This window comes from Burkholderia sp. A9 (assembly GCF_000801975.1).
The window spans coordinates 60000-83345 of the sequence record NZ_JSZN01000018.1 but is presented as its reverse complement, the minus strand read 5'-3'; the positions used below and the strand labels follow the sequence as shown (position 1 = coordinate 83345).

Below are 23346 nucleotides of genomic sequence, written 5' to 3'. Positions count from 1 at the left end.
GCAAAGCGTCCTCGTTCGTCGGGGCCACGGCAATGCGGGCGCGGGTGGTGGCGGTGGGCTGGCGACATCGGACGAGTCCGAAGGCGCGGCGCGGCGAACAAACGCCTTTGCTATACTCCGCGCATGATAGCGAAAATCAATGATGATCGGGCGCTCGCGCTCGCCCGCGACGTGCTCGACATCGAGGCGGACGCCGTACGCGCGCTGCGCGACCAGCTTGACGGCGACTTCGTCCAGGCCGTCGCGTTGCTGCTCGGCTGCCGCGGCCGCGTCGTGGTGTCCGGCATCGGCAAATCGGGGCACATCGCCCGCAAGATCGCGGCAACGCTGGCGAGCACCGGCACGCCGGCCTTCTTCGTCCATCCGGCCGAGGCCAGCCACGGCGACCTCGGCATGGTCACGTCGGACGACGTCTTCATCGGCATCTCCTATTCAGGCGAGTCGGAAGAACTCGTCGCGATCCTGCCGCTCGTCAAGCGGATCGGCGCGAAGCTGATCGCGATCACGGGCCGTGCGGAATCGAGCCTCGGCACGCTCGCCGACGTGAACCTGAACGCCGCGGTCTCGAAGGAAGCGTGCCCGCTGAACCTCGCGCCCACCGCGAGCACGACCGCCGCGCTCGCGCTCGGCGATGCGCTCGCCGTCGCGGTGCTCGACGCGCGCGGCTTCGGCTCCGAGGATTTCGCGCGCTCGCATCCGGGCGGCGCGCTCGGCCGGCGCCTGCTCACCCATGTGCGCGACGTGATGCGCTCGGGCGACGACGTGCCGCGCGTCGGGCTCGACGCGACGCTGTCGGACGCGCTGTTCCAGATCACCGCGAAGCGCTTGGGCATGACGGCCGTGGTCGACGCCAATGGCCATGTCGCCGGCATCTTCACGGACGGCGACCTGCGTCGCGTACTGGCGCGCGACGGCGATTTCCGCACCTTGCCGATCGTCGAAGTGATGACGCGCGAGCCGCGCACGATCGGCCCCGAACATCTCGCGGTCGAGGCCGTGGAACTGATGGAGCGCCACCGGATCAACCAGATGCTGGTGGTCGATGCCGACGGCGCGCTGATCGGCGCGCTGAACATGCACGACCTGTTTTCGAAGAAGGTGATCTGATGAGCGCAGCGCTGACTGCGGCCGAACGCGCGAGCCGCGTGAAGCTGATGATTTTCGACGTCGACGGCGTGCTGACCGACGGCGGCCTGCTGTTTACCGCGGCCGGCGACGCGATGAAGTCGTTCAATTCGCTCGACGGCCACGGCGTGAAACTGCTTGGCGAAGCCGGCATCGCAACCGCGATCATCACCGGCCGCCGCTCGGAGATCGTCGCGGCGCGCGCGAAGGAAATGAAGATCGCGCACCTGTTCCAGGGCGTCGAGAACAAGCTCACCGTGTTCGCCGACCTGATCGCGTCGCTCGGCATCACCGCCGACGCGTGCGGCTACATGGGCGACGACTGGCCCGACCTGCCGGTGCTGCTGCGCTGCGGCTTCGCGACCGCGCCGGCCAATGCGCACCCCGAGGTGATCGCCCGCGCGCACTGGGTCGCCGAGGCCCGCGGCGGCCAGGGCGCGGTGCGCGAAGTCTGCGACGCGATCCTGCGCGCGCAGCGCCGCTACGACGCGCTGCTCGCGGCCGCCTGCGGAGCCTGACGGATGAACACGCATTTCCGCTGGACCCAGTTGCTGCCGCTCGTCGCGGTGGCCGCGCTCGCGGGCATCACGTGGTGGCTGCTGCAGGCGACGCTGCCGCCGCCCGGCGAGGGCACCGTGCAGCCGAAGCGCCATACGCCCGACTATTTCGCGGACAACTTCTCGGTCACCGAGCTCGACCAGTCCGGCTCGACCCAGTACCGGCTGACGGCCGCGAAGCTGATCCATTACGAAGACACCGAAACCAGCGACCTGACCGATCCGGCCATGCGCGCATTCCAGCCCGGCAAGCCGGTCGTGACGACCACCGCGAAGCGCGGCACCGTCAATGGCGACGTGTCGATCGTCGATTTGTACGACGACGCGCGCATCCTGCGCGTGGCCGGCGGCGGCGATCCGCAGATGCAGGCCGATTCCCAGCATTTCCGGATCTTCGTCAATGACGATGTGATCCAGACCGAAAAGCCGGTTAAACTTCAGCGCGGCCTGTCGCTCGTCAACGCGACCGACGGCATGAAGTACAACAACGTCACCCGGGTCATCGAGCTTTACGGCAACGTGCGCGGCACGATCGCCGCCGCGGACACGTCCGGCGGCTCGAAAGGTCAATCCAGGTGACGCATCCCTCACGTGACTGCATGAACGAACCGTTCCCTCGACAGAATTCCGGCGGCGCTGCGCGCGCCGTCCGCGCCGCGCTCGCCGCGACGCTCGTGGCGCTCCCGCTCATCGGGCTGGCGCCGCTCGCCCATGCCGAGAAGGCTGACCAGAACAAGCCGATCAACGTCGAGGCGGACAACCTGACCTATGACGACCTGAAGCAGGTCACGGTCGCGACCGGCAACGTCGTGATCACGAAGGGCACGATCATCATCAAGGGCGATCGCGTCGAAGTGCGCCAGGATCCGGAAGGCTATCAGTACGCCACGTCGTTCGGCAGCGGCAAGAAGCACGCGACGTTCCGCCAGAAGCGCGAAGGTCTCGACGAGTACATCGACGGCGACGCCGAGCGCATCGACTACGACGGCAAGCAGGACCTGACGACGCTGACGACCGCCGCGACCGTGCGCCGCCTGCAGGGCACGTCGACGATCGCCGACACCGTGCACGGCAGCGTGATCACGTACGACGGCCAGCGCGACTTCTACACCGCGAAGGGCGGCAAGGACGTCGCGGCGCCGGGCAACCCGAACGGCCGCGTGCGCGCGATGCTGTCGCCGAAGAACGGCGGCCCCGGGCCGCTGAACGGCGCGCCGGCGAAGCTGTCGCCGTCGACCACGATCCAGGGAGCGCCGGGCCAATGAACGCACTCCCGAACCGCCAGCCGGCCGGCACCACGAGTTCGCTCGTCGTCCGGAACCTGAAGAAGCGCTATGGCTCGCGCACGGTCGTCAAGGACGTGTCGCTCGACGTGAAGAGCGGCGAGGTCGTCGGCCTGCTCGGCCCGAACGGCGCCGGCAAGACCACATCGTTCTACATGATCGTCGGCCTGGTGCCGCTCGACGCGGGCGAGATCTCGCTGAACGGCAGCTCGATCAGCCTGCTGCCGATCCACAAGCGCGCATCGCTCGGCCTGTCGTACCTGCCGCAGGAAGCGTCGGTGTTCCGCAAGCTGACCGTCGAGGAGAACATCCGCGCGGTGCTCGAGCTGCAGCACGGCGAAGACGGCAAGCGGCTGTCGAAGGACGCGATCGCGTCGCGCACCGAGGCGCTGCTCGACGAGTTGCAGATCGGCCACCTGCGCGAGAACCCGGCGCTGTCGCTGTCGGGCGGCGAACGCCGTCGCGTCGAGATCGCGCGTGCGCTCGCGACCAATCCGAACTTCATCCTGCTCGACGAGCCGTTCGCCGGCGTCGATCCGATCGCGGTGCTCGAGATCCAGAAGATCGTCAAGTTCCTGAAGCAGCGCAACATCGGCGTGCTGATTACCGATCACAACGTCCGCGAAACGCTCGGCATCTGCGACCACGCTTACATCATCAGCGACGGTTCGGTGCTCGCCGCCGGCGCGCCGAGCGACATCATCGAAAACGAAAGCGTGCGCCGCGTGTACCTCGGCGAACACTTCCGCATGTAAATCCCCCCGTGGCTGGCTGCACCCCGCCCGGCGTCGCCGCGCGGGGCCGCTCCCCGCTTTGCGGCCATGCCTGCGGCCGGGCGGCGCGCCGCGCGTAATCGCGGATGGCTCAAGGCGCCTGGGTCGTGGCAAACTGCCGGTATGACTCCCTCTCTGCCATGAAAGCCAGCCTTCAACTCCGCCTGTCGCAACACCTGGCGCTGACGCCGCAACTGCAGCAGTCGATCCGGCTTCTGCAGCTGTCGACGCTCGAACTGCAGCAGGAAGTCGCGATGGCCGTCGCGCAGAATCCGCTGCTCGAGAACGACGACGAATGGATCGCGAGTCCGCTGCGTGTCGCGGCAGACGGATCGCTGATCGCGCAGACGCCTCCCGCACAGAACACCGAATCGTCCGTCGGGAACAGCAGCAGCCAGTCGAGCGATCGCGCCGAGCGCGACGAACCGGCCGCCGCCGACGAATACGACGGATACGCATCGAGCGATGCCGGCGACGGCCCGCAGTGGAATCTCGACGAATTCGGCCGCTCGAGCGGCGCGTCGGACGACGACGACCTCCCGCCGCTGCAGGTGCAGGAAGCCGCGACGTCGCTGCGCGACCACCTGTCCGCGCAACTGCGCGTCACGCAGGCCAGCCCGCGCGATCGCGCGCTCGTGATGTTCCTGATCGAATCGCTCGACGACGACGGCTACCTGACCGCCACGCTCGACGAAGTGCTCGCCGATTTGCCGTCGGAACTGGAAATCGACTGCGACGAGATGAACGCGGCGCTCGCGCTGCTGCACAGTTTCGATCCGGCCGGGGTCGGGGCCCGCTCGGCATCCGAATGCCTGAAGCTGCAGTTGCTGCGCCTCGATCCGTCCCCCACCCGCACGCTCGCGCTCGAGATCGTGTCGCAGCATCTCGAACTGCTCGCCGCGCGGGACTTCACGCGGCTGCGCAAGCAGCTGAAGGCGAGCGACGACGCGCTGCGCGACGCGCATGCGCTGATCCGCTCGCTGGAGCCGTTCCCCGGCGCCGCCTACGGCAAGGCCGAGGCCGACTACGTCGTGCCCGACATCATCGTGAAGAAAGCCGGCCAGGGCTGGCTCGCGGAACTCAATCCGGAAGTCATGCCGCGCCTGCGGATCAACAACCTGTACGCGAACATCCTGCGCAACAGCCGCGGCGATCCGGCGGCCGGATCGTTGAAACAGCAGCTCCAGGAAGCACGCTGGCTGATCAAGAACATCCAGCAGCGATTCGACACGATCCTGCGCGTCGCGCAGGCTATTGTCGAACGTCAGAAGAATTTCTTTGCGCACGGTGAAATTGCCATGCGCCCCTTGGTTTTGCGGGAAATAGCTGATACGCTGGGCCTACACGAGTCAACTGTCAGCCGTGTGACAACTGGCAAGTACATGCTGACCCCGTTCGGGACGCTTGAATTTAAGTACTTCTTCGGATCACACGTTTCGACCGACACCGGAGGCGCCGCATCGTCGACCGCCATCCGAGCCCTGATCAAGCAACTGATAGGAGCTGAAGACCCAAAATCGCCACTTTCGGACAGCCGCATTGCCGAGCTGCTGGCAGAACAGGGATTCGTGGTTGCGCGCCGCACGGTTGCCAAGTATCGCGAAGCCCTCAAGATCCCGGCAGTGAATCTGCGCAAGTCTCTTTAAGCCTGCTGCCTGCCCGGCGGCAGGCGTGTTCCGGCCACCGCGCATACGGGGAACAGGCCGGGCGACCTGTCCGCAATTCGGCCGCCTCGTGCGGCTGGGGCAAGTCGACCGGAGCGCCGCCTCGATGCGGCCGGGTGGTCACTCGCTTGGAGAAGCACTATGAACCTGAAGATCAGTGGACATCATCTCGAAGTCACGCCTGCAATTCGCGAATACGTGATCACCAAGCTGGACCGGGTGCTACGCCATAGCGATCAGGTAATCGATGGCACTGTGATCCTCTCGGTCGACAACCACAAAGAAAAGGACAAGCAGCAGCGCGCGGAAATCAACCTGCACCTGAAGGGCAAGGACATCTTCGTCGAAAGCGCGAACGGCAACCTCTACGCAGCGATCGATCTGCTGATCGACAAGCTGGATCGCCAGGTCGTCAAGCACATGGAGCGTCTGCAGACGCATGCGCACGACCCGATCAAGCTTCAGCCGTCGATCGACCAGATCGAACTGCCGCCGCAATAACGGTCACCGCAACACGCACGCCGCCCGGTTCGCCGGGCGTTTTTTTTGTGACTCCGCGGCAGCGGTGCGACCGGTCCGTCCATCCCGCGCCACGCGCGCGGCTGTGCTCTATAATGTTCCGGTTATCGCCGGGGGGCGTTGGGTGCGGTAGCTGCCTTGAGGGTGCCGATGCCGAACGCCTTGATATCGCCGAACATGGAAGATCAGTCTGCCGCAGCAAGGAGACCCCAGGCCGCCCAATCGCCTGCCAACATGAATCGCCTAGCCAAAATCCTGCCCATAGAGAACGTCGTCATCGACCTCTCCGTCACCAGCAAGAAACGCGTCTTCGAACAAGCCGGGCTGATCTTCGAGAATCAGAACGGCATCGCCCGCAGCACCGTCACGGACAACCTGTTCGCGCGCGAGCGCCTCGGCTCGACCGGGCTCGGCGAAGGCGTCGCGATTCCGCACGGGCGCATCAAGGGGCTCAAGCACCCGCTCGCCGCGTTCGTGCGACTCGCCGACGCGATCCCGTTCGAAGCGCCCGACGGCCAGCCGGTCGGCCTCCTGATTTTCCTGCTCGTGCCCGAGCAAGCCACCCAGCAACACCTCGAGATCCTGTCGGAAATCGCGCAACTGCTGTCCGACCGCGACGCGCGTGAGCGTCTGCACAACGAAACGGATATCGCCGAGTTGCATCGCCTGCTCACTCAGTGGCAACCTTGAGTTGATCCGGGCGGAATATTTTCCCGAACGAAGCGGCACGCGCCGCTGTCCCGGGCTGCCCGGCGCCGGTCCGGCATGGCGACGCCCGTCGCCGCGCGCATGCACCGGCTCATTGGAGTGACGAGAGTCATGGATACGTCCAGCATCAACGCCCAGAGCATCTTCGACGACAACGCAGCCATGCTGAAGCTGAGCTGGCTGACGGGGCATGAAGGCTGGGAGCGCGGCTTTTCGGCCGACACCGTCGGCAATGCGACGTCCAGCGCCGACCTCGTCGGCCACCTGAACCTGATCCACCCGAACCGGATCCAGGTGCTCGGCGAAGCCGAAATCGACTACTACCAGCGGCAGACCGACGAAGACCGCTCGCGCCACATGGCCGAACTGATCGCGCTCGAGCCGCCGTTCCTCGTCGTCGCCGGCGGCGCCGCCGCACCGCCCGAACTCGTACTGCGCTGCACGCGCTCGTCCACGCCGCTGTTCACGACGCCGATGTCGGCCGCCGCGGTGATCGACAGCCTGCGACTCTACATGTCGCGCATCCTCGCGCCGCGTGCGACGCTGCACGGCGTGTTCCTCGACATCCTCGGGATGGGCGTGCTGCTCACCGGCGACTCCGGGCTCGGCAAGAGCGAACTCGGCCTCGAACTCATCAGCCGCGGCCACGGCCTCGTCGCCGACGACGCGGTCGACTTCGTCCGACTTGGCCCCGATTTCGTCGAAGGCCGCTGCCCGCCGCTGCTGCAGAACCTGCTCGAAGTGCGCGGCCTCGGCCTGCTCGACATCAAGACGATCTTCGGTGAAACCGCCGTGCGCCGGAAAATGAAGCTGAAGCTGATCGTCCAGCTGGTGCGTCGGCCGGACGGCGAATTCCAGCGGCTGCCGCTGGAAAGCCAGACCGTCGACGTGCTCGGCTTGCCGATCAGCAAGGTCACGATCCAGGTGGCGGCCGGCCGCAACCTCGCGGTGCTCGTCGAGGCGGCCGTGCGCAACACGATCCTGCAGTTGCGCGGAATCGACACGTTGCGCGACTTCATGGATCGGCAACGACTCGCCATGCAGGATCCCGACAGTCAGTTCCCCGGCAAGCTCGTGTAACTCCGCCGCGCCGGCCGCGCAGCGCCGACGACGCGTCGAGCCGGTGCTATGATGAAATGTCCGGATTCTCTGCTTCCCATGCGCATCGTCCTCATCACCGGCATCTCCGGCTCAGGCAAGTCCGTCGCGCTGAACGCGCTTGAAGACGCAGGCTATTACTGCGTCGACAACCTGCCGCCGCATGTGCTCCCCGAACTCGCCCGCTACCTCGCCGAGGGCGGCCAACACCGGCTCGCGGTTGCGATCGATGCGCGCTCCAGCGCATCGCTCGACGAAATGCCCGGCCTGATCCGCGCACTGTCGCTCAAGCACGACGTTCGCGTGCTGTTCCTCAACGCGAGCACGCAGGCGCTGATCCAGCGCTTCTCCGAAACGCGCCGGCGCCACCCGCTGTCCGGCTCGCCGTCGCACGACGCGAACGTCGGGCTGCTGTCGTCGCTCGAGGAAGCGATCGAACGCGAGCGCGAGCTCGTCGCGCCGCTCGCCGAATTCGGCCACCAGATCGATACCAGCACGCTGCGCGCGAACGCGCTGCGCACGTGGGTCAAGCGCTTCATCGAGCAGAAGAACAATGACCTGATGGTGATGTTCGAATCGTTCGGCTTCAAGCGCGGCGTGCCGCTCGACGCCGACCTGATGTTCGACGTGCGCGCGCTGCCGAATCCGTACTACGACCATGAGTTGCGCCCGCTCACTGGGCTCGACCAGCCGGTCATCGCCTTTCTCGACGCACTGCCGATCGTCCACCAGATGATCGACGACATCCATGCGTTCCTGATGAAATGGCTGCCGCACTTTCGCGAAGACAACCGCAGCTACCTGACCGTCGCCATCGGCTGCACGGGCGGCCAGCATCGCTCGGTGTTCATCGCGGAAACGCTCGCCGCGCGCCTCGCGCACGATGCGAACGTGATCGTGCGGCATCGTGACGCGCCCGTGGATGTCGACGCGTCGTCGCGGCTCGTCACCGAGGTCGCCCGACCTTAGCGACACCGCCCTCTCACCGACGCGCCATGTCCACTCTATCGACCACCCTGATCGACCTGCCGCTGTTTCCGCTGCACACGGTGCTGTTCCCCGGTGGCTGGCTGCCGCTCAAGGTGTTCGAGGCGCGCTATCTCGACATGTGTCGCGCCTGCCTGCGCGACGACGCGCCGTTCGGCGTGTGCCTGCTGAAGAGCGGCCCCGAAGTTGCGCAGGACGGTGCCGTGTCGGTGCCGGAGACCATCGGCTGCATGGCGCGCATCACCGAGTGCGATACCGGCGACTTCGGGATGCTGTACCTGCAGGCAGTCGGCACGCAGCGTTTCGAGCTGCTGTCGTATCGCGTCGAAGGCAACGGGCTGCTGGTCGGCATCGCGGAGCCGCTGCCCGACGACATCCCGCTCGAAGGCGAGCAGGCGCTCGCGCAATTCGGCTCGTGCGCGGAGGTGCTCGAGCGCATCATCGAAGCGCTGAAGAAATCGGAACAGGGCAAGCTGCCGTTCGGCGAACCGTTCCGCCTCGACGATCCGAGCTGGGTAGCGAACCGCCTCGCGGAACTGCTGCCGCTCGACCTGCGCGCGCGGCAAAAGCTGATGGAGTTCCCGGACGTCGGCGCGCGCATCGACGCCGTTCACCACGTGCTCGACCGGCACGGGTGGCTGTAAGCGCGGCCGTGCCTGTCGCTGCACACCGGCTCCCGACCGGACTTCCCGCGAAACGGAAAACCCGCCGGTAGCCAGGCGCTTTCCCGAGCGCGTGCCCTTCCCCTTTCGTTACAGCAGCGGCCCGCTCAGCGCATCGAGCAGCTTGCGCACGGGCGCCGGCACGCCGTACGCATCGAGCCCGCTCAGCGGCACCCACGCCGTCTCGGCATCCTGCGCGTGCGCGAGCGCTGGCCCGCCGTTCGTCATGTCACTCAGCCGCGGCTCGATCTCGAGCCGGAAATGCGTGAACGTGTGCGTAAATGCCGCGAGCGGCATCGGGACATCACCGCCGAAGCCGTGTGCGAGTTCCGCCAGCGCGGCATCGCCGTCGGCCTGCGGCAGGCACCACAGGCCGCCCCAGATGCCGGCCGGAGGACGCCGCTCGAGCAGCACGGCGTCGCCGTCGCGCAGCACGAGCATCCAGGTCTTGCGCGTCGGCACCGCCTTCTTCGGTCGCGCGGCCGGCAGTTCGCGCTGCCGGCCCGTCGATTGCGCGACGCAGTCGCCTGCGAACGGGCAACGCTCACAGTCCGGCTTGCCGCGCACGCACAGCGTCGCGCCGAGATCCATCAGCCCCTGCGTATATGCGCTGACGTCGGCCGCGTTCGCGGCGTCCGGCAGCAGCGATTCGGCGAGCGCCCACATGTCGTTCTCGACACGCTTCTCGCCCGGAAAACCTTCGACGCCGAACACCCGCGCGAGCACGCGCTTCACGTTTCCGTCGAGGATCGTCGCGCGCGCACCGTATGCGAACGATGCAATCGCCGCCGCCGTCGAGCGGCCGATGCCCGGCAGTTCGGCCAGCGCGTCGGGCGTCGACGGAAATGCGCCGCCATGTTCGGCGACGACGACCTGCGCGCAGCGGTGCAGGTTGCGCGCGCGCGAGTAGTAGCCCAGGCCGGCCCACAACGCCATCACGTCGTCGGCCGGCGCGGCCGCGAGCGCGGCGACATCGGGGAAGCGTTCGAGAAAGCGTGCGTAATACGGGACGACGGTCGAGACCTGCGTCTGCTGCAACATGATTTCCGACAGCCAGATCCGGTACGGATCGCGGGTGTTCTGCCACGGCAGGTCGTGGCGGCCGTGCACGCGCTGCCAGGCGACCAGGCGCGTGGCGAAGGTGCGGTGCAGCGGCGTGACGGGGAACGGAGCGGGAGCGGTGCGAGGCGGCTTCAAGTGTTCGAATCAGTGGAAAAAGGTTTCAACGCGCGGTTCAACGCTGGCAGGTCGGGCAGAAATAGGTCGAGCGCTGGCCCTGCACGATCTGCCGGATCGGCGTGCCGCATACGCGGCAAGGCAAACCCGCACGGTCGTAGACGAAGCAGTCGAGCTGGAAATAGCCGCTTTCGCCGTTGCTGCCGACAAAATCCCGCAGCGTGCTGCCGCCGCGCTCGATCGCGTCGGCGAGCGTGGCGCGCACTGCGTCGGCGAGCCGCTCGTAGCGCGGCAGCGACACCTTGCCGGCCGCGGTCGTCGGCCGGATACCGGCGCGAAACAGGCTCTCCGACGCATAGATGTTGCCGACGCCGACGACCATGTCGCCCGCGAGCAGCGCCTGCTTGACCGAGACCGTGCGACCGCGCGTGCGCGCATGCAGCAGCGCGCCGGTAAAGGCCGGCGAGAACGGCTCGACGCCGAGGCTTGCGAGCAGCGGATGCGCATGCACGTCACCCGCTTCGCGCGGGTGCCACAGTACGGCGCCGAAACGGCGCGGATCGCGGAACCGCAGCACGAACTCGTCGAAGATCCAGTCGATGTGATCGTGTTTCGCGGCGACTGGCACGTCGGCCGCGGGCAGCACGCGCAGCGTGCCCGTCATCCCGAGATGGACGATGAACCAGCCCGCGTCGACCTCGAACAGCAGGTACTTGCCGCGCCGCTCGACGGCGATCACCTCGCGCGCGCACAATTGCTCGGCGAGCCCCGCCGGCACGGGCCAGCGCAGCATCGCGGTACGGACGTCGACACGCTCGACGCGGCGGCCCGCGACAAAGGGCTCGATGCCCCGGCGCGTGACTTCGACTTCTGGCAACTCTGGCATGTTTGGCGGGTCTGAGACTGGATTCACGATCGTGCGTGTATTGTAGCGAGCGCGTTACAATCGGTTGAAACGTGCGACACGACACTCTTCGTGTAGAGGCGGAGCCGGACTCTTAACAAGCCGGCAACAGTTGTAAATACAAGGCTCTCGGGCAACTCTGACCGGATGTTTCGGGGGATTTTTGCCTGAGTTGCCAAGTGCCAAATACGTGCCGGTTCGGCTGCAAATGAACCACACGGGCACCCGCATGAACCGGAAAAGCGTTGTATTTCTGCGACATTTCGCATGTCAGAGATGTTAGCAGCAGTACGCGCCGAAGAACTACAACAGCGCATCCCTGCCACCGATCTCTCTCGGGAGAATGGTGCTCGGCCACGCGCATAAATCCGTGAATGCACCGCCTCAATGAAGAAACTCCAACTGCCATTGTTCCACCGCAGATCGATCGCGGTAGGGAACCGTTTGTACGGCCAAATGTAGCCTAGGAAGATGTGCGTCGCTGGTAACGGCGGGGTTCAAAGCTCTTCTGACAAAGTAACCCCCGCAGTAAGGGCGGACTGACATCGCGAGGTGTTCGTTCGGAGGTCCCTAGCAGCATGGGATCGAGGTGCAAGGCTGGCTGGCATGGTCAACACACGTGAATCGCTGATAAACCCCGTGACGATTGAAGAGCCAAACGCTGCTGGGCTCTAACCAAAAAGGTATGTGGCCGGTTGATCCGCTGTTTTATCGGGTCACGCCGTCGTACGGCCATCGGGGAATAGGCGGGACCTAAACCAGTCGTGTGGCAGTTGGGGAACGTGGTAAGCCCGTATCTCCGCCAGCGGAAGCTTGCTGGCAGGTGAACCGCAAGGGGATCTGACGGGGGTGCGGGTATGGGAACGAGGAAAAAGCGAACGTCGTCCTGTAATGGGACGGATAGGAGTTGAGACATTACTCCACGCGAAAGCGGGCAGACTTCCTCATGGTCTACCGTCGCAAGACGGCTGTGGGACCCTTGTAACTGGTTGCGGCACGGCCTTGTCCGTGTCGCGCTGAAACCTTCCCCGCGGGGGGCGCTATCGCTCCCCGTCGGGGGAAAGATGCGCCTCCTCGTCCGGGAAATTTCTATCACCGGAAAGGAGAGCAGCATGAGAGAACTTGTCCGAAAGGACGAGTCTGCGCTTTCCCATGCTCCGGACGACTGGCACGCTATTGACTGGCGCCGGGTCGAACGGAACGTGAGGGGGATGCAGATTCGAATTGCGAAGGCGACGCGGGAAAATGACTGGCGTAGGGTGAAAGCCCTGCAACGGATGCTGACCCGCACGTTGTCCGCGAAGCTGTATGCGGTACGACGTGTTACGCAAAACACTGGCGCGCGAACGGCGGGAGTCGATCGTGAACTGTGGGAAACGCCTGCAAGCCGGCTGGCAGCAGCCGGCGGGTTGAAGCGGCGCGGATATAGGCCCCTGCCACTACGGAGGGTTTACATCCCGAAGGCCAATGGAACGAAGCGCCCTCTGGGTATTCCGACCATGCGAGACAGGGCGATGCAAGCCCTGTATCTGCTGGCTCTCGAGCCCGTGGCAGAAACCATCAGCGACCCGAACTCGTATGGGTTCAGGCAAAACCGCTCGACGGCCGACGCCATGTCCCAGATTTTCGTCACCATGTCCAAACGGGCCTCAGCTCAATGGGTGCTGGAGGCGGACATCAAGGGATGCTTCGACCACATCAGTCATGACTGGCTGATTGCCAATGTCCCGATGGACAGGGGCATTCTCCGGAAATGGCTGAAGTCCGGCCTGCTGTATCGGGGCCGGTATGAGGCAACAGAAGCCGGTACGCCGCAGGGGGGCATCATTTCCCCGACCTTGGCGAACGTTGCACTGAACGGGCTGGAACGGGATCTGGAAAAGTATCTGGCTGCAAAGTTCCGGACGCGGGAAAACCGGAAGCTGAAAGTGAACGTGGTGCGGTACGCGGATGACTTCGTGATCACCGGTGTCTCGAAAGAGGTGCTGGAAGAAGTGATCAAACCTTGGGTAGAAGCATTCCTTGCCGTACGAGGTCTGCGACTGTCGGAGGAGAAAACGCGGATCACCCACATCGAGGACGGCTTCGATTTCCTAGGGTGGAATTTCCGGAAGTACTCGGGAAAACTGCTCATCAAACCAAGCAAGAAAAACGCGCAAGCGTTCTATCGCAAGGTGGCGGAAACGATCAGTCGCAACAAAACGGCAAAGCAGGAGAGCCTGATCCAACTGCTGAACCCGATGCTGCGTGGCTGGGCGCAATACCATCAGCCCGTGGTAGCCAAGGAAGCGTACAGCCGCATGGGGTCTCTGATTTTCCGGAGGCTCTGGTGGTGGTCGAAGCGGCGGCATCCGAACAAGAACGCCGAATGGGTGCGGACGAAATACTTCCACACAGTCGGTGAACGGAATTGGGTGTTCGCCACTCCCATAGTGCATGACGACGGTAGCAAGGAGTTGTCTGCTCTGTATCACCTCAGTGGTACGGTAATCAGGCGACATAAAAAGATCGAGGGAAAGTACAACCCCTTTAATCTGAGTATGGAGCAATACGGTGAAGAACTGCGGCAGAAGCGCATGGAGCAATCCAGAGGCTATCTGAGGACGTGGTTCCAGCTGTATTCATCGCAGGGCGGGCTGTGTGCGCACTGCGGATGTGCCCTGACGGAGGAAACGGGCTGGCACGATCATCATCTGGTGTATCGGATGAATGGCGGGTCAGACGCGCTCTCCAACCGGGTACTCCTCCATCCTGTCTGCCACCGAAAGGTGCACGCTGGTAACATTGACGTAGCGAAGCCGGTCCGGCCTACAGGTCGGGCTTCGAAATAGCTGTATATGTAGGCTTGAGCCGTATGCGGGGAAACTCGCACGTACGGTTCTTAGGGGGCTCCTTTTCCGCAAGGGAAAGGGGCTACCCTCCATCGAACGGATTTCCATGACCCTGCCCTCGAAGCTGCTTCTGAAGCGCCCCGCCGCCGAGCGCGGCGCGCGTGCCTTCCCGGTCCGCCGTGCGCTCGGCGCCGCGCTGTTCGCCGCCTGGACCCTCACCGCCCTCCCGGCTCACGCGCAGGATCCGGCATCGGACGACGCGGAGCCGCAGGGCGCGTTCGAGCACGTGATGCCGGACGAGCAAAAGAATCTCCCGGGCGTCCCGCTGACGAGCCAGATCGTCTATCAGGTACTGGCTGCCGAGGTCGCGCTCCAGCGCAACCAGCCCGCGCCGGCCTACCAGACCTACCTCGCGCTCGCCCGCGACACGCGCGATCCGCGCATGGCGCAGCGTGCGACCGAGATCGCGCTCGGCGCGCAAAGCCCGGCCGACGCCCTGTCCGCGGCCAACCTGTGGCTCCAGTACGCACCCGACTCGAACCGCGCGTCGCAAGTCGACGCAGCGTTGCTCGTGCTCGCCGGCAAGCCGGCCGACGCGCAGCCGATGCTCGCGCGCGAGCTGGCCCGCGCGAACGGCGAGACGCGCGGCCCCGCGATCCTCGCGCTGCAGGCGCTGCTGGTGCGCGGCGCCGATCGCGTCGGCGGCCTCGCGGTGCTGAAGGACATGCTGAAGAACGACATGAACCGTCCGGAGGCGCAGCTCGCGATCGCGCGGCAACAGCTCGCGGTCGACGACAAGGACGGTGCAGCGCAATCGCTGAAGCAGGCGCTGCAGATCCGCCCCGACTACCTGCCGGCGGCGCTGATGCTGTCGCAGATGGGCCCCGCGGAACGCGCAGCCGGCATCGCGTCGTTCGAGAAATATGTTCAGCAGAATCCCAAGTCGCGCGACGCGCGGCTCGCGCTGTCGCAGCTGTATCTCGCCGACGATCGCATCGAAGACGCGCAGAAGCAGTTCGAGACGATGCGCAAGCTCGACTCGAAGGATCCGACACCGCTGATGGCGCTCGCGCTGATCAAAATCCAGCAGAAGAAGCTCGACGACGCGAGCGCGTACCTGAAACAGTACGTTCAGCTCGGCGTCAAGCAGCCGAACCTCGACGTCGGCCAGGGCTACATCTACCTCGCGCAAATCTCGATCGAGCAGGGCAACGACGCGCAGGCGTCGCAATGGCTCGACAAGGTCGACCAGACGAGCCAGCACTACCTCCCCGCGCAGATCACCCGCGCGCAGCTGCTGCAGAAACAGGGCAAGACCGACGAGGCGCGCAAGGTGCTCGACGACCTGCCGATCAGCGATCCGCGCGATGCGGCCGTGGTTGCGCGCACCGATGCGTCGATCCTGTTCACCGCGAAGCGCTATCCGGAAGCCGAGGCACGGCTCGGGCAGGCGGTCCAGGACTTCCCGGACGATCCCGACCTGCGCTACGACTACGCGATGGCGGCCGAGAAGACCGGCCACTACACGACGATGGAAAAGCAGCTGCGCGAGCTGATCCGCACACAGCCCGACAACCCGCAGGCGTACAACGCGCTCGGCTATTCGCTGGCCGATCGCAACCAGCGCCTGCCCGAGGCCAGCAAGCTGATCGACAAGGCACTGTCGCTCGCGCCGAACGACGCGTACATCATGGACAGCCTCGGCTGGGTGAAGTACCGGATGGGCGACACGGCCGGCGCGGCGAAGGTGCTGCAGCACGCGTACGAACTGCAGCCGAACGCCGAGATCGGCGCGCACCTCGGCGAAGTGCTGTGGAAAAGCGGCGCGCAGGACGACGCGCGTTCCGCGTGGCGTGCCGCGCAGAAGCTCGAGCCGGACAACGAAACGCTCGTGCAGACGTTGAAGCGCCTCCAGATCAACGGCCTCTGATGCAGATGTTTCCGATGCTTTCCCGGTCTTCCCGCGCGCTGCGCACGCTGGCCGCGGCCGGCGCGGCGCTCGCGCTCGCCGGCTGCGCGAGCACGCCGCCGTCCGCAAATGCGCCGGCGGGTGCCGTGCTGCAAACGGCCGCAACGCATGAATACCACGGCCGCTTCGCGGTGCAGTACAACGACCGCCTCGGCAGGCAGCAAAACGTGTACGGCAACTTCGACTGGCAGGAACACGGCGACGACGTGTCGCTCGAACTGCGCAGCCCGCTCGGCCAGACCCTCGCGGTCGTGAAATCGACGCCGCAGGCTGCCTCGCTCGAGCTGCCGAACCGCCAGCCGCAATACGCGACCGACGTCGGCGAGCTGATGCAGAACACGCTCGGCTTCGCGCTGCCGCTCGCCGGCCTGCGCTACTGGCTGCTGCCGACGCCCGCGCCGGCGACACCCGCGCAAACCGTGCGCGACCCGGCCGACGGCACGCGCGTCAAGCAGATCCGCCAGGACGGCTGGACGATCGACTACCTCGCCTACGCGGACGCACCGGCCACCGGCGTCAAACGCGTCAACCTCGTGCGCGCGACGCCGCCGCTCGACATCAAGCTCGTGCTCGACCAGTAACCTAGCCCCGACATACGCATGACCGATTCGACCCGCTCGCTGCGCAACTGCCTTGCGCCCGCGAAACTCAACCTGTTCCTGCACATCACCGGCCGCCGCCCGAACGGCTATCACGATCTGCAGAGCGTGTTCCAGCTGCTGAACTGGGGCGATACGCTGCACTTCACGCTGCGCGACGACGGTCGCGTCGCACGCGTCACCGACGTGCCGGGCGTGCCCGAGGAAAGCGATCTCGTCGTGCGCGCGGCCAACCTGCTGAAGACGCACACCGGCACCGCGGCCGGCGTCGACATCGAGATCGACAAGTGCCTGCCGATGGGCGCGGGCCTCGGCGGCGGCAGCTCCGACGCGGCGACGACGCTGCTCGCGCTGAACCGCCTGTGGCAACTCGACCTGCCGCGTGCGGAACTGCAATCGCTCGCGGTGAAACTCGGCGCAGACGTCCCGTTTTTTGTTTTTGGAAAAAATGCGTTCGCAGAGGGTATCGGAGAAGAATTAGCTGAGGTACAATTGCCGACTCGCTGGTTCTTGGTTGTAACGCCGCGAGTTCATGTCCCAACCGCTGAAATTTTTTCAGATAAGTTGTTGACAAGAGATACGAAGCGAGTCACAATTACAGACTTTCTTGCACAGCAAAACAGCGATGCGGGATGGCCAGACAGCTTCGGCCGGAACGATATGCAGCAAGTTGTGACAAGTAAGTACGCGGAAGTTGCGCAGGTGGTCAAATGGTTGTATGATGTGACCCCCGCGAGGATGACCGGCTCCGGAGCAAGCGTGTTTGCAGCGTTTCATAGCAAGCACGAGGCAGAAGCGGCGAAAGCCAAGCTGCCCATCGGTTGGAACGGTGCAGTTGCCGAGAGCTTGAACGAGCATCCGCTCTTCACTTTCGCGTCATGAAGTTTTGCTTTGCCGGATGGCCTACAAGTCCGGTGAAGTTATCAGTTGAGTGTAGGGGAGTCGCCAAGTTGGTCAAGGCACCGGATTTTGATTCCGGCATGCGAGGGTTCGAGTCCTTCCTCCCCTGCCAAAAATTTTCCCGCATTTCCCGCCTAAGCCTGAAGCAGGTGCACGATGAGCAGCCACAGCCATGATGGCTTGATGGTCTTTACTGGCAACGCGAATCCCGCGCTCGCCCAGGAAGTCGTCAATATCCTTGGAATCCCCCTCGGCAAAGCAATGGTCAGCCGTTTCTCCGACGGCGAGATCCAGGTCGAGATCCAGGAAAACGTGCGCGGCAAGGACGTCTTCGTCCTGCAATCCACGTGCGCGCCGACGAACGACAACCTGATGGAACTGATGATCATGGTCGACGCGCTCAAGCGTGCGTCTGCCGGCCGGATCACTGCAGCCATCCCCTACTTCGGCTATGCCCGCCAGGACCGTCGCCCGCGCTCGGCGCGTGTCGCGATCTCGGCGAAGGTCATCGCGAACATGCTGGAAATCGCCGGCGTCGAGCGGATCATCACGATGGATCTGCACGCCGACCAGATTCAAGGCTTCTTCGACATTCCGGTCGACAACATCTACGCAACGCCGATCCTGCTGGGTGACCTGCGCAAGCAGAACTACTCGGATCTGCTCGTCGTGTCGCCGGACGTCGGCGGCGTGGTGCGTGCCCGGGCACTCGCCAAGCAGCTCAACTGCGATCTCGCGATCATCGACAAGCGTCGCCCGAAGGCGAACGTCGCCGAAGTGATGAACATCATCGGTGAAGTCGAAGGTCGCACCTGCGTGATCATGGACGACATGGTCGATACGGCCGGCACGCTCTGCAAGGCCGCGCAAGTGCTGAAGGATCGCGGTGCGAAGCAGGTGTTCGCGTACGCGACGCACCCGGTGCTGTCCGGTGGCGCCGCCGAGCGTATCGCCGCATCGTCACTCGACGAGCTGGTCGTCACCGATACGATCCCGCTGTCGGCCGAATCGCTGTCCTGCTCGAAGATCCGCTCGCTGACCAGCGCAAGCCTGCTGGCCGAAACGTTCTCGCGAATCCGTCGCGGCGACTCGGTGATGTCGCTGTTCGCGGAATCCTGATCGCGTCACGACACGACAAAGCATGCGCAGAAAGCGAAGCGGCAACGCTTCGCTTTTTGCACAATCGGACGGGATAGACGAAACCCCGTCCGTTTCATCAGGGGCCGCCATTTCGCCGGCCCCGTTTTACTGCCTGGTCGCGGGCAGCTATTGGAGAATTACATGAAAGTCGTCGCTTTCGAGCGCCAAGAGCAAGGTACGGGTGCGAGCCGCCGCCTGCGCAACGCTGGTAAGACCACGGGTATCGTTTACGGTGGCGAAGCAGCCCCGCAAAAGATCGAACTCGATCACAACGCGCTGTGGCACGCCCTGAAGAAGGAAGCTTTCCACTCGTCGATCCTCGACCTCGAAGTGGCTGGCCAGTCGCAACAGGTCCTGCTGCGCGACGTGCAATACCACCCGTTCAAGCAACTGGTGCTGCACGTGGACTTCCAGCGCGTTGACGCGAAGAAGAAGCTGCACACGAAGGCACCGCTGCACTTCCTGAACGCTGAAGTCAGCCCGGCCGTGAAGCTGTCGAGCGCGATCGTTTCGCACGTCGCGACGGAAATCGAAATCGAGTGCCTGCCGGCTGACCTGCCGGAGTTCCTCGAAGTCGACCTGTCGAAGCTCGAAGCTGGTCAATCGCTGCACGCGAAGGACATCGCGCTGCCGAAGGGCGTCGCGCTGGTCGCGCACGTCGACGCGGAAAACCCGGTTGTCGCATCGGCGACGGTCCCGGCTGGCGCCGTGTCGGACGCAGCAGAAGGCGAAACGCCGGCTGCCTAAGCGGGCTGCCCACGCGCCCGTTCGATCCGTTTCGCGAAACGGTCGACGCAACCCGCCGCGGCTTGCCCGGCGGGTTTTTCTTTTTCTGCGCCCAGGCGGCCGCTGCCGCCTACGAAACGTCATGATCAAACTGATCGTCGGCCTCGGCAATCCCGGGGCGGAATACACCGCGACGCGCCACAACGCCGGCTTCTGGCTGATCGACCAGCTCGCCCGCGAAGCAGGCACGACGCTGCGCGACGAGCGCCGCTTCCACGGCTTCTATGCGAAAGCGCGCCTGCACGGCGAGGAAGTCCACCTGCTCGAGCCGCAAACCTACATGAACCGCTCCGGCCAGTCGGTCGTCGCGCTCGCGAGTTTCTTCAAGATCCTGCCGGACCAGATCCTCGTCGCACACGACGAGCTCGACCTGCCGCCCGGCACCGTCAAGCTGAAGCTCGGCGGCGGCAGCGGCGGCCACAACGGCCTGAAGGACATCTCCGCGCACCTGTCGTCGCAACAGTACTGGCGCCTGCGGATCGGCATCGGCCATCCGCGCGACCTGATTCCGGAGGGGGCACGCGCCGGCGCGAAGCCCGACGTCGCGAACTTCGTGCTGAAGCCGCCGCGCCGCGAAGAGCAGGAAGTGATCGATGTATCGATCGAACGCGCGCTCGCCGTGATGCCGATGGTCGTCAAGGGCGAACTCGACCGCGCGACGATGCAACTGCATCGCAACTAAGCGCACACCGCACCCACACCGCACCGGTAGGGTGCATCGTGCTGTCCGGCTGCGCCGGGCGGCATCTCCCTCCTTCGCAATTGCGCACCGCGACGCCCACATGCGGTAATCTGGTCGTTTTGCCCGTCAGGAGCCAAGCGGTGAGCCGTTACTGGAGCGACGTCGTTCAGCAACTCGTGCCTTACGTGCCGGGCGAACAGCCCGCACTCGCACACCCCGTCAAGCTGAACACCAACGAGAATCCCTATCCGCCTTCGCCGCGCGTCGTCGCGGCGATCGCACGCGAACTCGGCGAAACCGGCGACACGCTGCGCCGCTATCCCGACCCGCTCGCGCGCGCGCTACGCGAGACGGTCGCGGCCCATCACCGCATCAAGCCCGAGCAGGTCTTCGTCGGCAACGGCTCCGACGAGGTGCTCGCGCACGCGTTCCAGGCGCTGCTCAAGCACGACCGGCCGCTGCGCTTTCCCGACATCTCGTACAGCTTCTACCCGACCTACGCACGCCTGTACGGCGTGGAAACCACGGTCGTGCCGCTCGCGGACGACTTCTCGATCCGCGTCGACGACTATCTCGACGACGCCGGTGGCGTGCTGTTTCCGAACCCGAATGCGCCGACCGGGCGCGCGCTGCCGCTCGCGGACATCGAACGGATCGCAGCCGCGAATCCGTCATCGGTCGTGCTGATCGACGAGGCGTATGTCGATTTCGGCGCGCAGTCCGCGATCACGCTGATCGACCGCCATCCGAACCTGCTCGTCGTGCACACGACCTCGAAGGCGCGCTCGCTCGCGGGCATGCGCGTCGGCTTCGCATTCGGCGATGCGGCATTGATCGACGCGCTGAATCGCGTGAAGGACAGCTTCAACTCCTATCCGCTCGACCGGCTCGCGCAGGTCGCCGCGCAGGCAGCCTACGAAGACACCGACTATTTCGACGCGACCTGCCGGCGTGTGATCGACAGCCGTGCGCGGCTCACGCACGGGCTCGCCGCACTCGGCTTCGACGTCGTGCCGTCGGCCGCGAATTTCGTGTTCGCGCGCCATCCCGCGCACGATGCGGGCGCGATCGCGGCCAAGCTGAAGGATCGGGAAATTTTCGTGCGGCACTTCCGCTCGCCGCGCATCGACCAGCACCTGCGCATCACCGTCGGCACCGACGCCGAATGCGACGCGCTCGTCGCGGCATTGCGCGACTTGCTCGGCTGAAACGTAAGCGGAAGCGGATCCGGCGCCAGGCGGCGCCGGCCGGAACACGTGACACGTGACACGTGCGCGGCAACGCCGGCGCGCGCGTCACCGCATGATCACTGCGCGTCGTCGCCCTTCGCGGCGATCAGCGCGTGGTACTTCTCCATCAATTGCGCGTGCGATTCGTCATGCTGCGGATCGCGCGGAATGCATTCGACCGGACACACCTGCTGGCACTGCGGTTCGTCGAAATGGCCGACGCACTCGGTGCACTTGTTCGGGTCGATCACGTAGATGTCCGGGCCCATCGAAATCGCACCGTTCGGGCACTCGGGCTCGCACACGTCGCAATTGATGCACTCGTCGGTAATCATCAAAGACATACTGATCTCACTTCTTCAGGCCAACGGCCGGCTTCGCGATGAAACCGGCCGGCGCCGCGTCACGCGGCCGGGCCTCCCATCGCAGCGACTTTCTCGGTCAGCCACTTCTCGACGGACGGAAACACGAACTTGCTGACATCGCCGCCCAACTGCGCGATTTCGCGCACGATCGTCCCCGAGATGAACTGGTACTGATCGGACGGCGTCATGAACATCGTCTCGACGTCAGGCAGCAGATAGCGGTTCATCCCTGCCATCTGGAACTCATATTCGAAATCGGACACGGCACGCAGGCCGCGCACGATCACGCGCGCGTTGTTGACGCGGACGAAGTCCTTCAGCAGGCCGGTGAAACTCATCACCTTCACGTTCGGATAATGACCGAGCACCTCGTTCGCAATCGTCAGACGTTCTTCCAGCGAGAAGAACGGCTTCTTCGCGCGGCTGTCGGCCACACCGACCACCAGCGTATCAAAAATACTCGACGCACGCCGCACGAGGTCTTCGTGCCCGCGCGTCAGCGGATCGAACGTACCGGGATACACGGCGACTACCATGTCGCTCCTCCTGTCATCACGCAAACGGGGGGGCAGCCGTGCCACGCGCACGCCACTGCCGAGATGGGCAATGCGTCGCCTTTACGGCGCGCCGCCTCGTATGGAACGCGCATTATTCATCATTTTCGCGCCGCAGCAAATGATAGTGAACTGCACCGGCCTGGCCGCGCTTCACCACCTGCCAGCCGGCGAGCGCTTCGTGCGCGGCCGGGTCGAGCTCCGCCCCCGTCTCGACGTACAGCGCGCCGTCCTGCGCGACGAGCGGCACCGCCAGCGCGATCGAGCGATCGAGCACGGCCGGCTCGCCGAACGGCGGATCGAGGAACACGACGTCGAACGCGCCGGGCGTAAGCCCGGCTGCGAGCCGCAGCGCGTCGGCTTCCGCGACCTCGACCGAGCGTGCGCCGAGCTTGTCCTTGATTGCGCGCAGCTGCTGCGCCGCGCGCGGGTGGCGCTCGACCATCACGACGCTCGTCGCGCCGCGCGACGCGGCCTCGAAACCGAGCGCGCCGGTACCCGCGAACAGGTCGAGGCAGCGCCGGCCTTCGAGATCCTGGCCGAGCCAGTTGAACAGCGTCTCGCGCACGCGATCGGGGGTCGGCCGCAGGCCGTCGAGATCGAGCACGGCGAGCGGCGTGCGTTTCCAGTCGCCGCCGATGATGCGGATCGTGTGCGGCTTGCCGCGGCCAGGGGTGGCCGCCGGGCGGCCGGAAGAGGAACGGGACATACGGAATATCGACAACGGAGGGACCGGGCGCGCACGAGGGCGCACCGCCAAACAGGCGCACGTTACCACAGCAGCGGCACCGGCTGACGCGAGTGACCCGCCGCACTGATAAAATGCACGGTTTCG

General features: G+C 65.2%; 24 protein-coding genes and 1 tRNA gene. 20 read left to right on the top strand and 5 right to left on the bottom strand.

Going from position 1 to position 23346, the window contains the following annotated elements; translation table 11 throughout:
- The first annotated feature begins 123 nt into the window (after positions 1-123).
- From kdsD to PI86_RS10470, 11 genes are all read left to right on the top strand, one after another.
- The gene (gene kdsD, locus PI86_RS10520; protein ID WP_014896020.1) at positions 124-1107 is read left to right on the top strand and encodes an arabinose 5-phosphate isomerase KdsD; all 984 of its coding nucleotides are present in this window, start codon (positions 124-126) and stop codon (positions 1105-1107) included.
- Entirely contained in the window at positions 1107-1643 is a 537-nt protein-coding gene (locus tag PI86_RS10515) for a KdsC family phosphatase (RefSeq protein ID WP_014896019.1), read from the top strand. Before kdsD ends, PI86_RS10515 begins: the two co-directional genes overlap by 1 nt.
- A gap of 3 nt (positions 1644-1646) precedes the next feature.
- Positions 1647-2261, top strand: a complete 615-nt coding sequence (gene lptC, locus PI86_RS10510; RefSeq protein ID WP_014896018.1) for an LPS export ABC transporter periplasmic protein LptC — start codon at positions 1647-1649, stop codon at positions 2259-2261.
- 20 nt (positions 2262-2281) lie between these two features.
- Positions 2282-2947 carry a lipopolysaccharide transport periplasmic protein LptA gene (gene lptA / locus PI86_RS10505; RefSeq protein ID WP_039321691.1) on the top strand — a complete coding sequence of 222 codons (666 nt, stop codon included), beginning with the start codon at positions 2282-2284 and terminating at the stop codon, positions 2945-2947.
- Positions 2944-3720, top strand: coding sequence for an LPS export ABC transporter ATP-binding protein (lptB, locus tag PI86_RS10500; RefSeq protein WP_039321689.1), 777 nt, complete (start codon positions 2944-2946; stop codon positions 3718-3720). The genes lptA and lptB overlap by 4 nt, the downstream gene beginning before the upstream one ends.
- A gap of 158 nt (positions 3721-3878) precedes the next feature.
- On the top strand, positions 3879-5384 hold the full coding sequence (locus PI86_RS10495; RefSeq protein WP_039321687.1) for an RNA polymerase factor sigma-54: 1506 nt from the start codon (positions 3879-3881) through the stop codon (positions 5382-5384).
- A gap of 159 nt (positions 5385-5543) precedes the next feature.
- Entirely contained in the window at positions 5544-5903 is a 360-nt protein-coding gene (gene hpf, locus PI86_RS10490; protein WP_006477786.1) for a ribosome hibernation-promoting factor, HPF/YfiA family, read from the top strand.
- A gap of 168 nt (positions 5904-6071) precedes the next feature.
- Positions 6072-6611: a PTS sugar transporter subunit IIA gene (locus tag PI86_RS10485; protein WP_082012206.1), complete on the top strand. Its 540-nt coding sequence runs from the start codon at positions 6072-6074 to the stop codon at positions 6609-6611.
- Positions 6612-6740: 129 nt separating this feature from the next.
- Positions 6741-7709 carry an HPr(Ser) kinase/phosphatase gene (hprK, locus tag PI86_RS10480; protein ID WP_014896013.1) on the top strand — a complete coding sequence of 323 codons (969 nt, stop codon included), beginning with the start codon at positions 6741-6743 and terminating at the stop codon, positions 7707-7709.
- Between the two features lie 78 nt (positions 7710-7787).
- Positions 7788-8696, top strand: a complete 909-nt coding sequence (rapZ, locus tag PI86_RS10475; RefSeq protein WP_014896012.1) for an RNase adapter RapZ — start codon at positions 7788-7790, stop codon at positions 8694-8696.
- A gap of 26 nt (positions 8697-8722) precedes the next feature.
- Positions 8723-9358: an LON peptidase substrate-binding domain-containing protein gene (locus PI86_RS10470; protein WP_014896011.1), complete on the top strand. Its 636-nt coding sequence runs from the start codon at positions 8723-8725 to the stop codon at positions 9356-9358.
- A 108-nt stretch (positions 9359-9466) separates the two neighbouring features.
- Here PI86_RS10470 and mutY read toward each other — a convergent pair whose 3' ends face one another.
- Both mutY and mutM read right to left on the bottom strand, forming a co-directional pair.
- Complete coding sequence (mutY, locus tag PI86_RS10465) at positions 9467-10573, bottom strand: A/G-specific adenine glycosylase (RefSeq protein ID WP_039321681.1); 1107 nt, start codon at positions 10571-10573, stop codon at positions 9467-9469.
- A 37-nt stretch (positions 10574-10610) separates the two neighbouring features.
- The gene (gene mutM / locus PI86_RS10460; RefSeq protein WP_014896009.1) at positions 10611-11438 is read right to left on the bottom strand and encodes a bifunctional DNA-formamidopyrimidine glycosylase/DNA-(apurinic or apyrimidinic site) lyase; all 828 of its coding nucleotides are present in this window, start codon (positions 11436-11438) and stop codon (positions 10611-10613) included.
- 1130 nt (positions 11439-12568) lie between these two features.
- Here mutM and ltrA point away from each other — a divergent pair.
- The 9 genes from ltrA (at position 12569) to hisC (ending at position 21571) form a co-directional block, all read left to right on the top strand.
- Complete coding sequence (gene ltrA / locus PI86_RS10455) at positions 12569-14287, top strand: group II intron reverse transcriptase/maturase (protein WP_039321722.1); 1719 nt, start codon at positions 12569-12571, stop codon at positions 14285-14287.
- Between the two features lie 106 nt (positions 14288-14393).
- Positions 14394-16217: a tetratricopeptide repeat protein gene (locus PI86_RS10450; protein WP_014896007.1), complete on the top strand. Its 1824-nt coding sequence runs from the start codon at positions 14394-14396 to the stop codon at positions 16215-16217.
- On the top strand, positions 16217-16837 hold the full coding sequence (lolB, locus tag PI86_RS10445) for a lipoprotein insertase outer membrane protein LolB (RefSeq protein WP_039321679.1): 621 nt from the start codon (positions 16217-16219) through the stop codon (positions 16835-16837). Before PI86_RS10450 ends, lolB begins: the two co-directional genes overlap by 1 nt.
- 18 nt (positions 16838-16855) lie before the next feature.
- Entirely contained in the window at positions 16856-17737 is an 882-nt protein-coding gene (ispE, locus tag PI86_RS10440) for a 4-(cytidine 5'-diphospho)-2-C-methyl-D-erythritol kinase (RefSeq protein ID WP_039321676.1), read from the top strand.
- 53 nt (positions 17738-17790) lie between these two features.
- Positions 17791-17867: transfer RNA gene (locus tag PI86_RS10435), tRNA-Gln, on the top strand.
- Between the two features lie 44 nt (positions 17868-17911).
- Positions 17912-18874: a ribose-phosphate pyrophosphokinase gene (locus tag PI86_RS10430; RefSeq protein ID WP_014896004.1), complete on the top strand. Its 963-nt coding sequence runs from the start codon at positions 17912-17914 to the stop codon at positions 18872-18874.
- A 162-nt stretch (positions 18875-19036) separates the two neighbouring features.
- Positions 19037-19642 carry a 50S ribosomal protein L25/general stress protein Ctc gene (locus tag PI86_RS10425; RefSeq protein ID WP_039321674.1) on the top strand — a complete coding sequence of 202 codons (606 nt, stop codon included), beginning with the start codon at positions 19037-19039 and terminating at the stop codon, positions 19640-19642.
- A gap of 121 nt (positions 19643-19763) precedes the next feature.
- A complete protein-coding gene (gene pth / locus PI86_RS10420; protein WP_014896002.1) occupies positions 19764-20363 on the top strand; it encodes an aminoacyl-tRNA hydrolase in 600 nt (199 codons plus the stop codon).
- A 140-nt stretch (positions 20364-20503) separates the two neighbouring features.
- Positions 20504-21571, top strand: coding sequence for a histidinol-phosphate transaminase (gene hisC / locus PI86_RS10415; protein ID WP_039321672.1), 1068 nt, complete (start codon positions 20504-20506; stop codon positions 21569-21571).
- Between the two features lie 98 nt (positions 21572-21669).
- Here the strand turns inward: hisC and PI86_RS10410 are convergent, their stop codons facing one another.
- From PI86_RS10410 to rsmD, 3 genes are all read right to left on the bottom strand, one after another.
- Positions 21670-21936 carry a YfhL family 4Fe-4S dicluster ferredoxin gene (locus PI86_RS10410; protein ID WP_039321670.1) on the bottom strand — a complete coding sequence of 89 codons (267 nt, stop codon included), beginning with the start codon at positions 21934-21936 and terminating at the stop codon, positions 21670-21672.
- A 59-nt stretch (positions 21937-21995) separates the two neighbouring features.
- Positions 21996-22493, bottom strand: coding sequence for a pantetheine-phosphate adenylyltransferase (coaD, locus tag PI86_RS10405; RefSeq protein WP_014895999.1), 498 nt, complete (start codon positions 22491-22493; stop codon positions 21996-21998).
- Positions 22494-22605: 112 nt separating this feature from the next.
- Positions 22606-23220: a 16S rRNA (guanine(966)-N(2))-methyltransferase RsmD gene (gene rsmD, locus PI86_RS10400; protein WP_039321667.1), complete on the bottom strand. Its 615-nt coding sequence runs from the start codon at positions 23218-23220 to the stop codon at positions 22606-22608.
- Between the last annotated feature and the right edge of the window lie 126 nt (positions 23221-23346).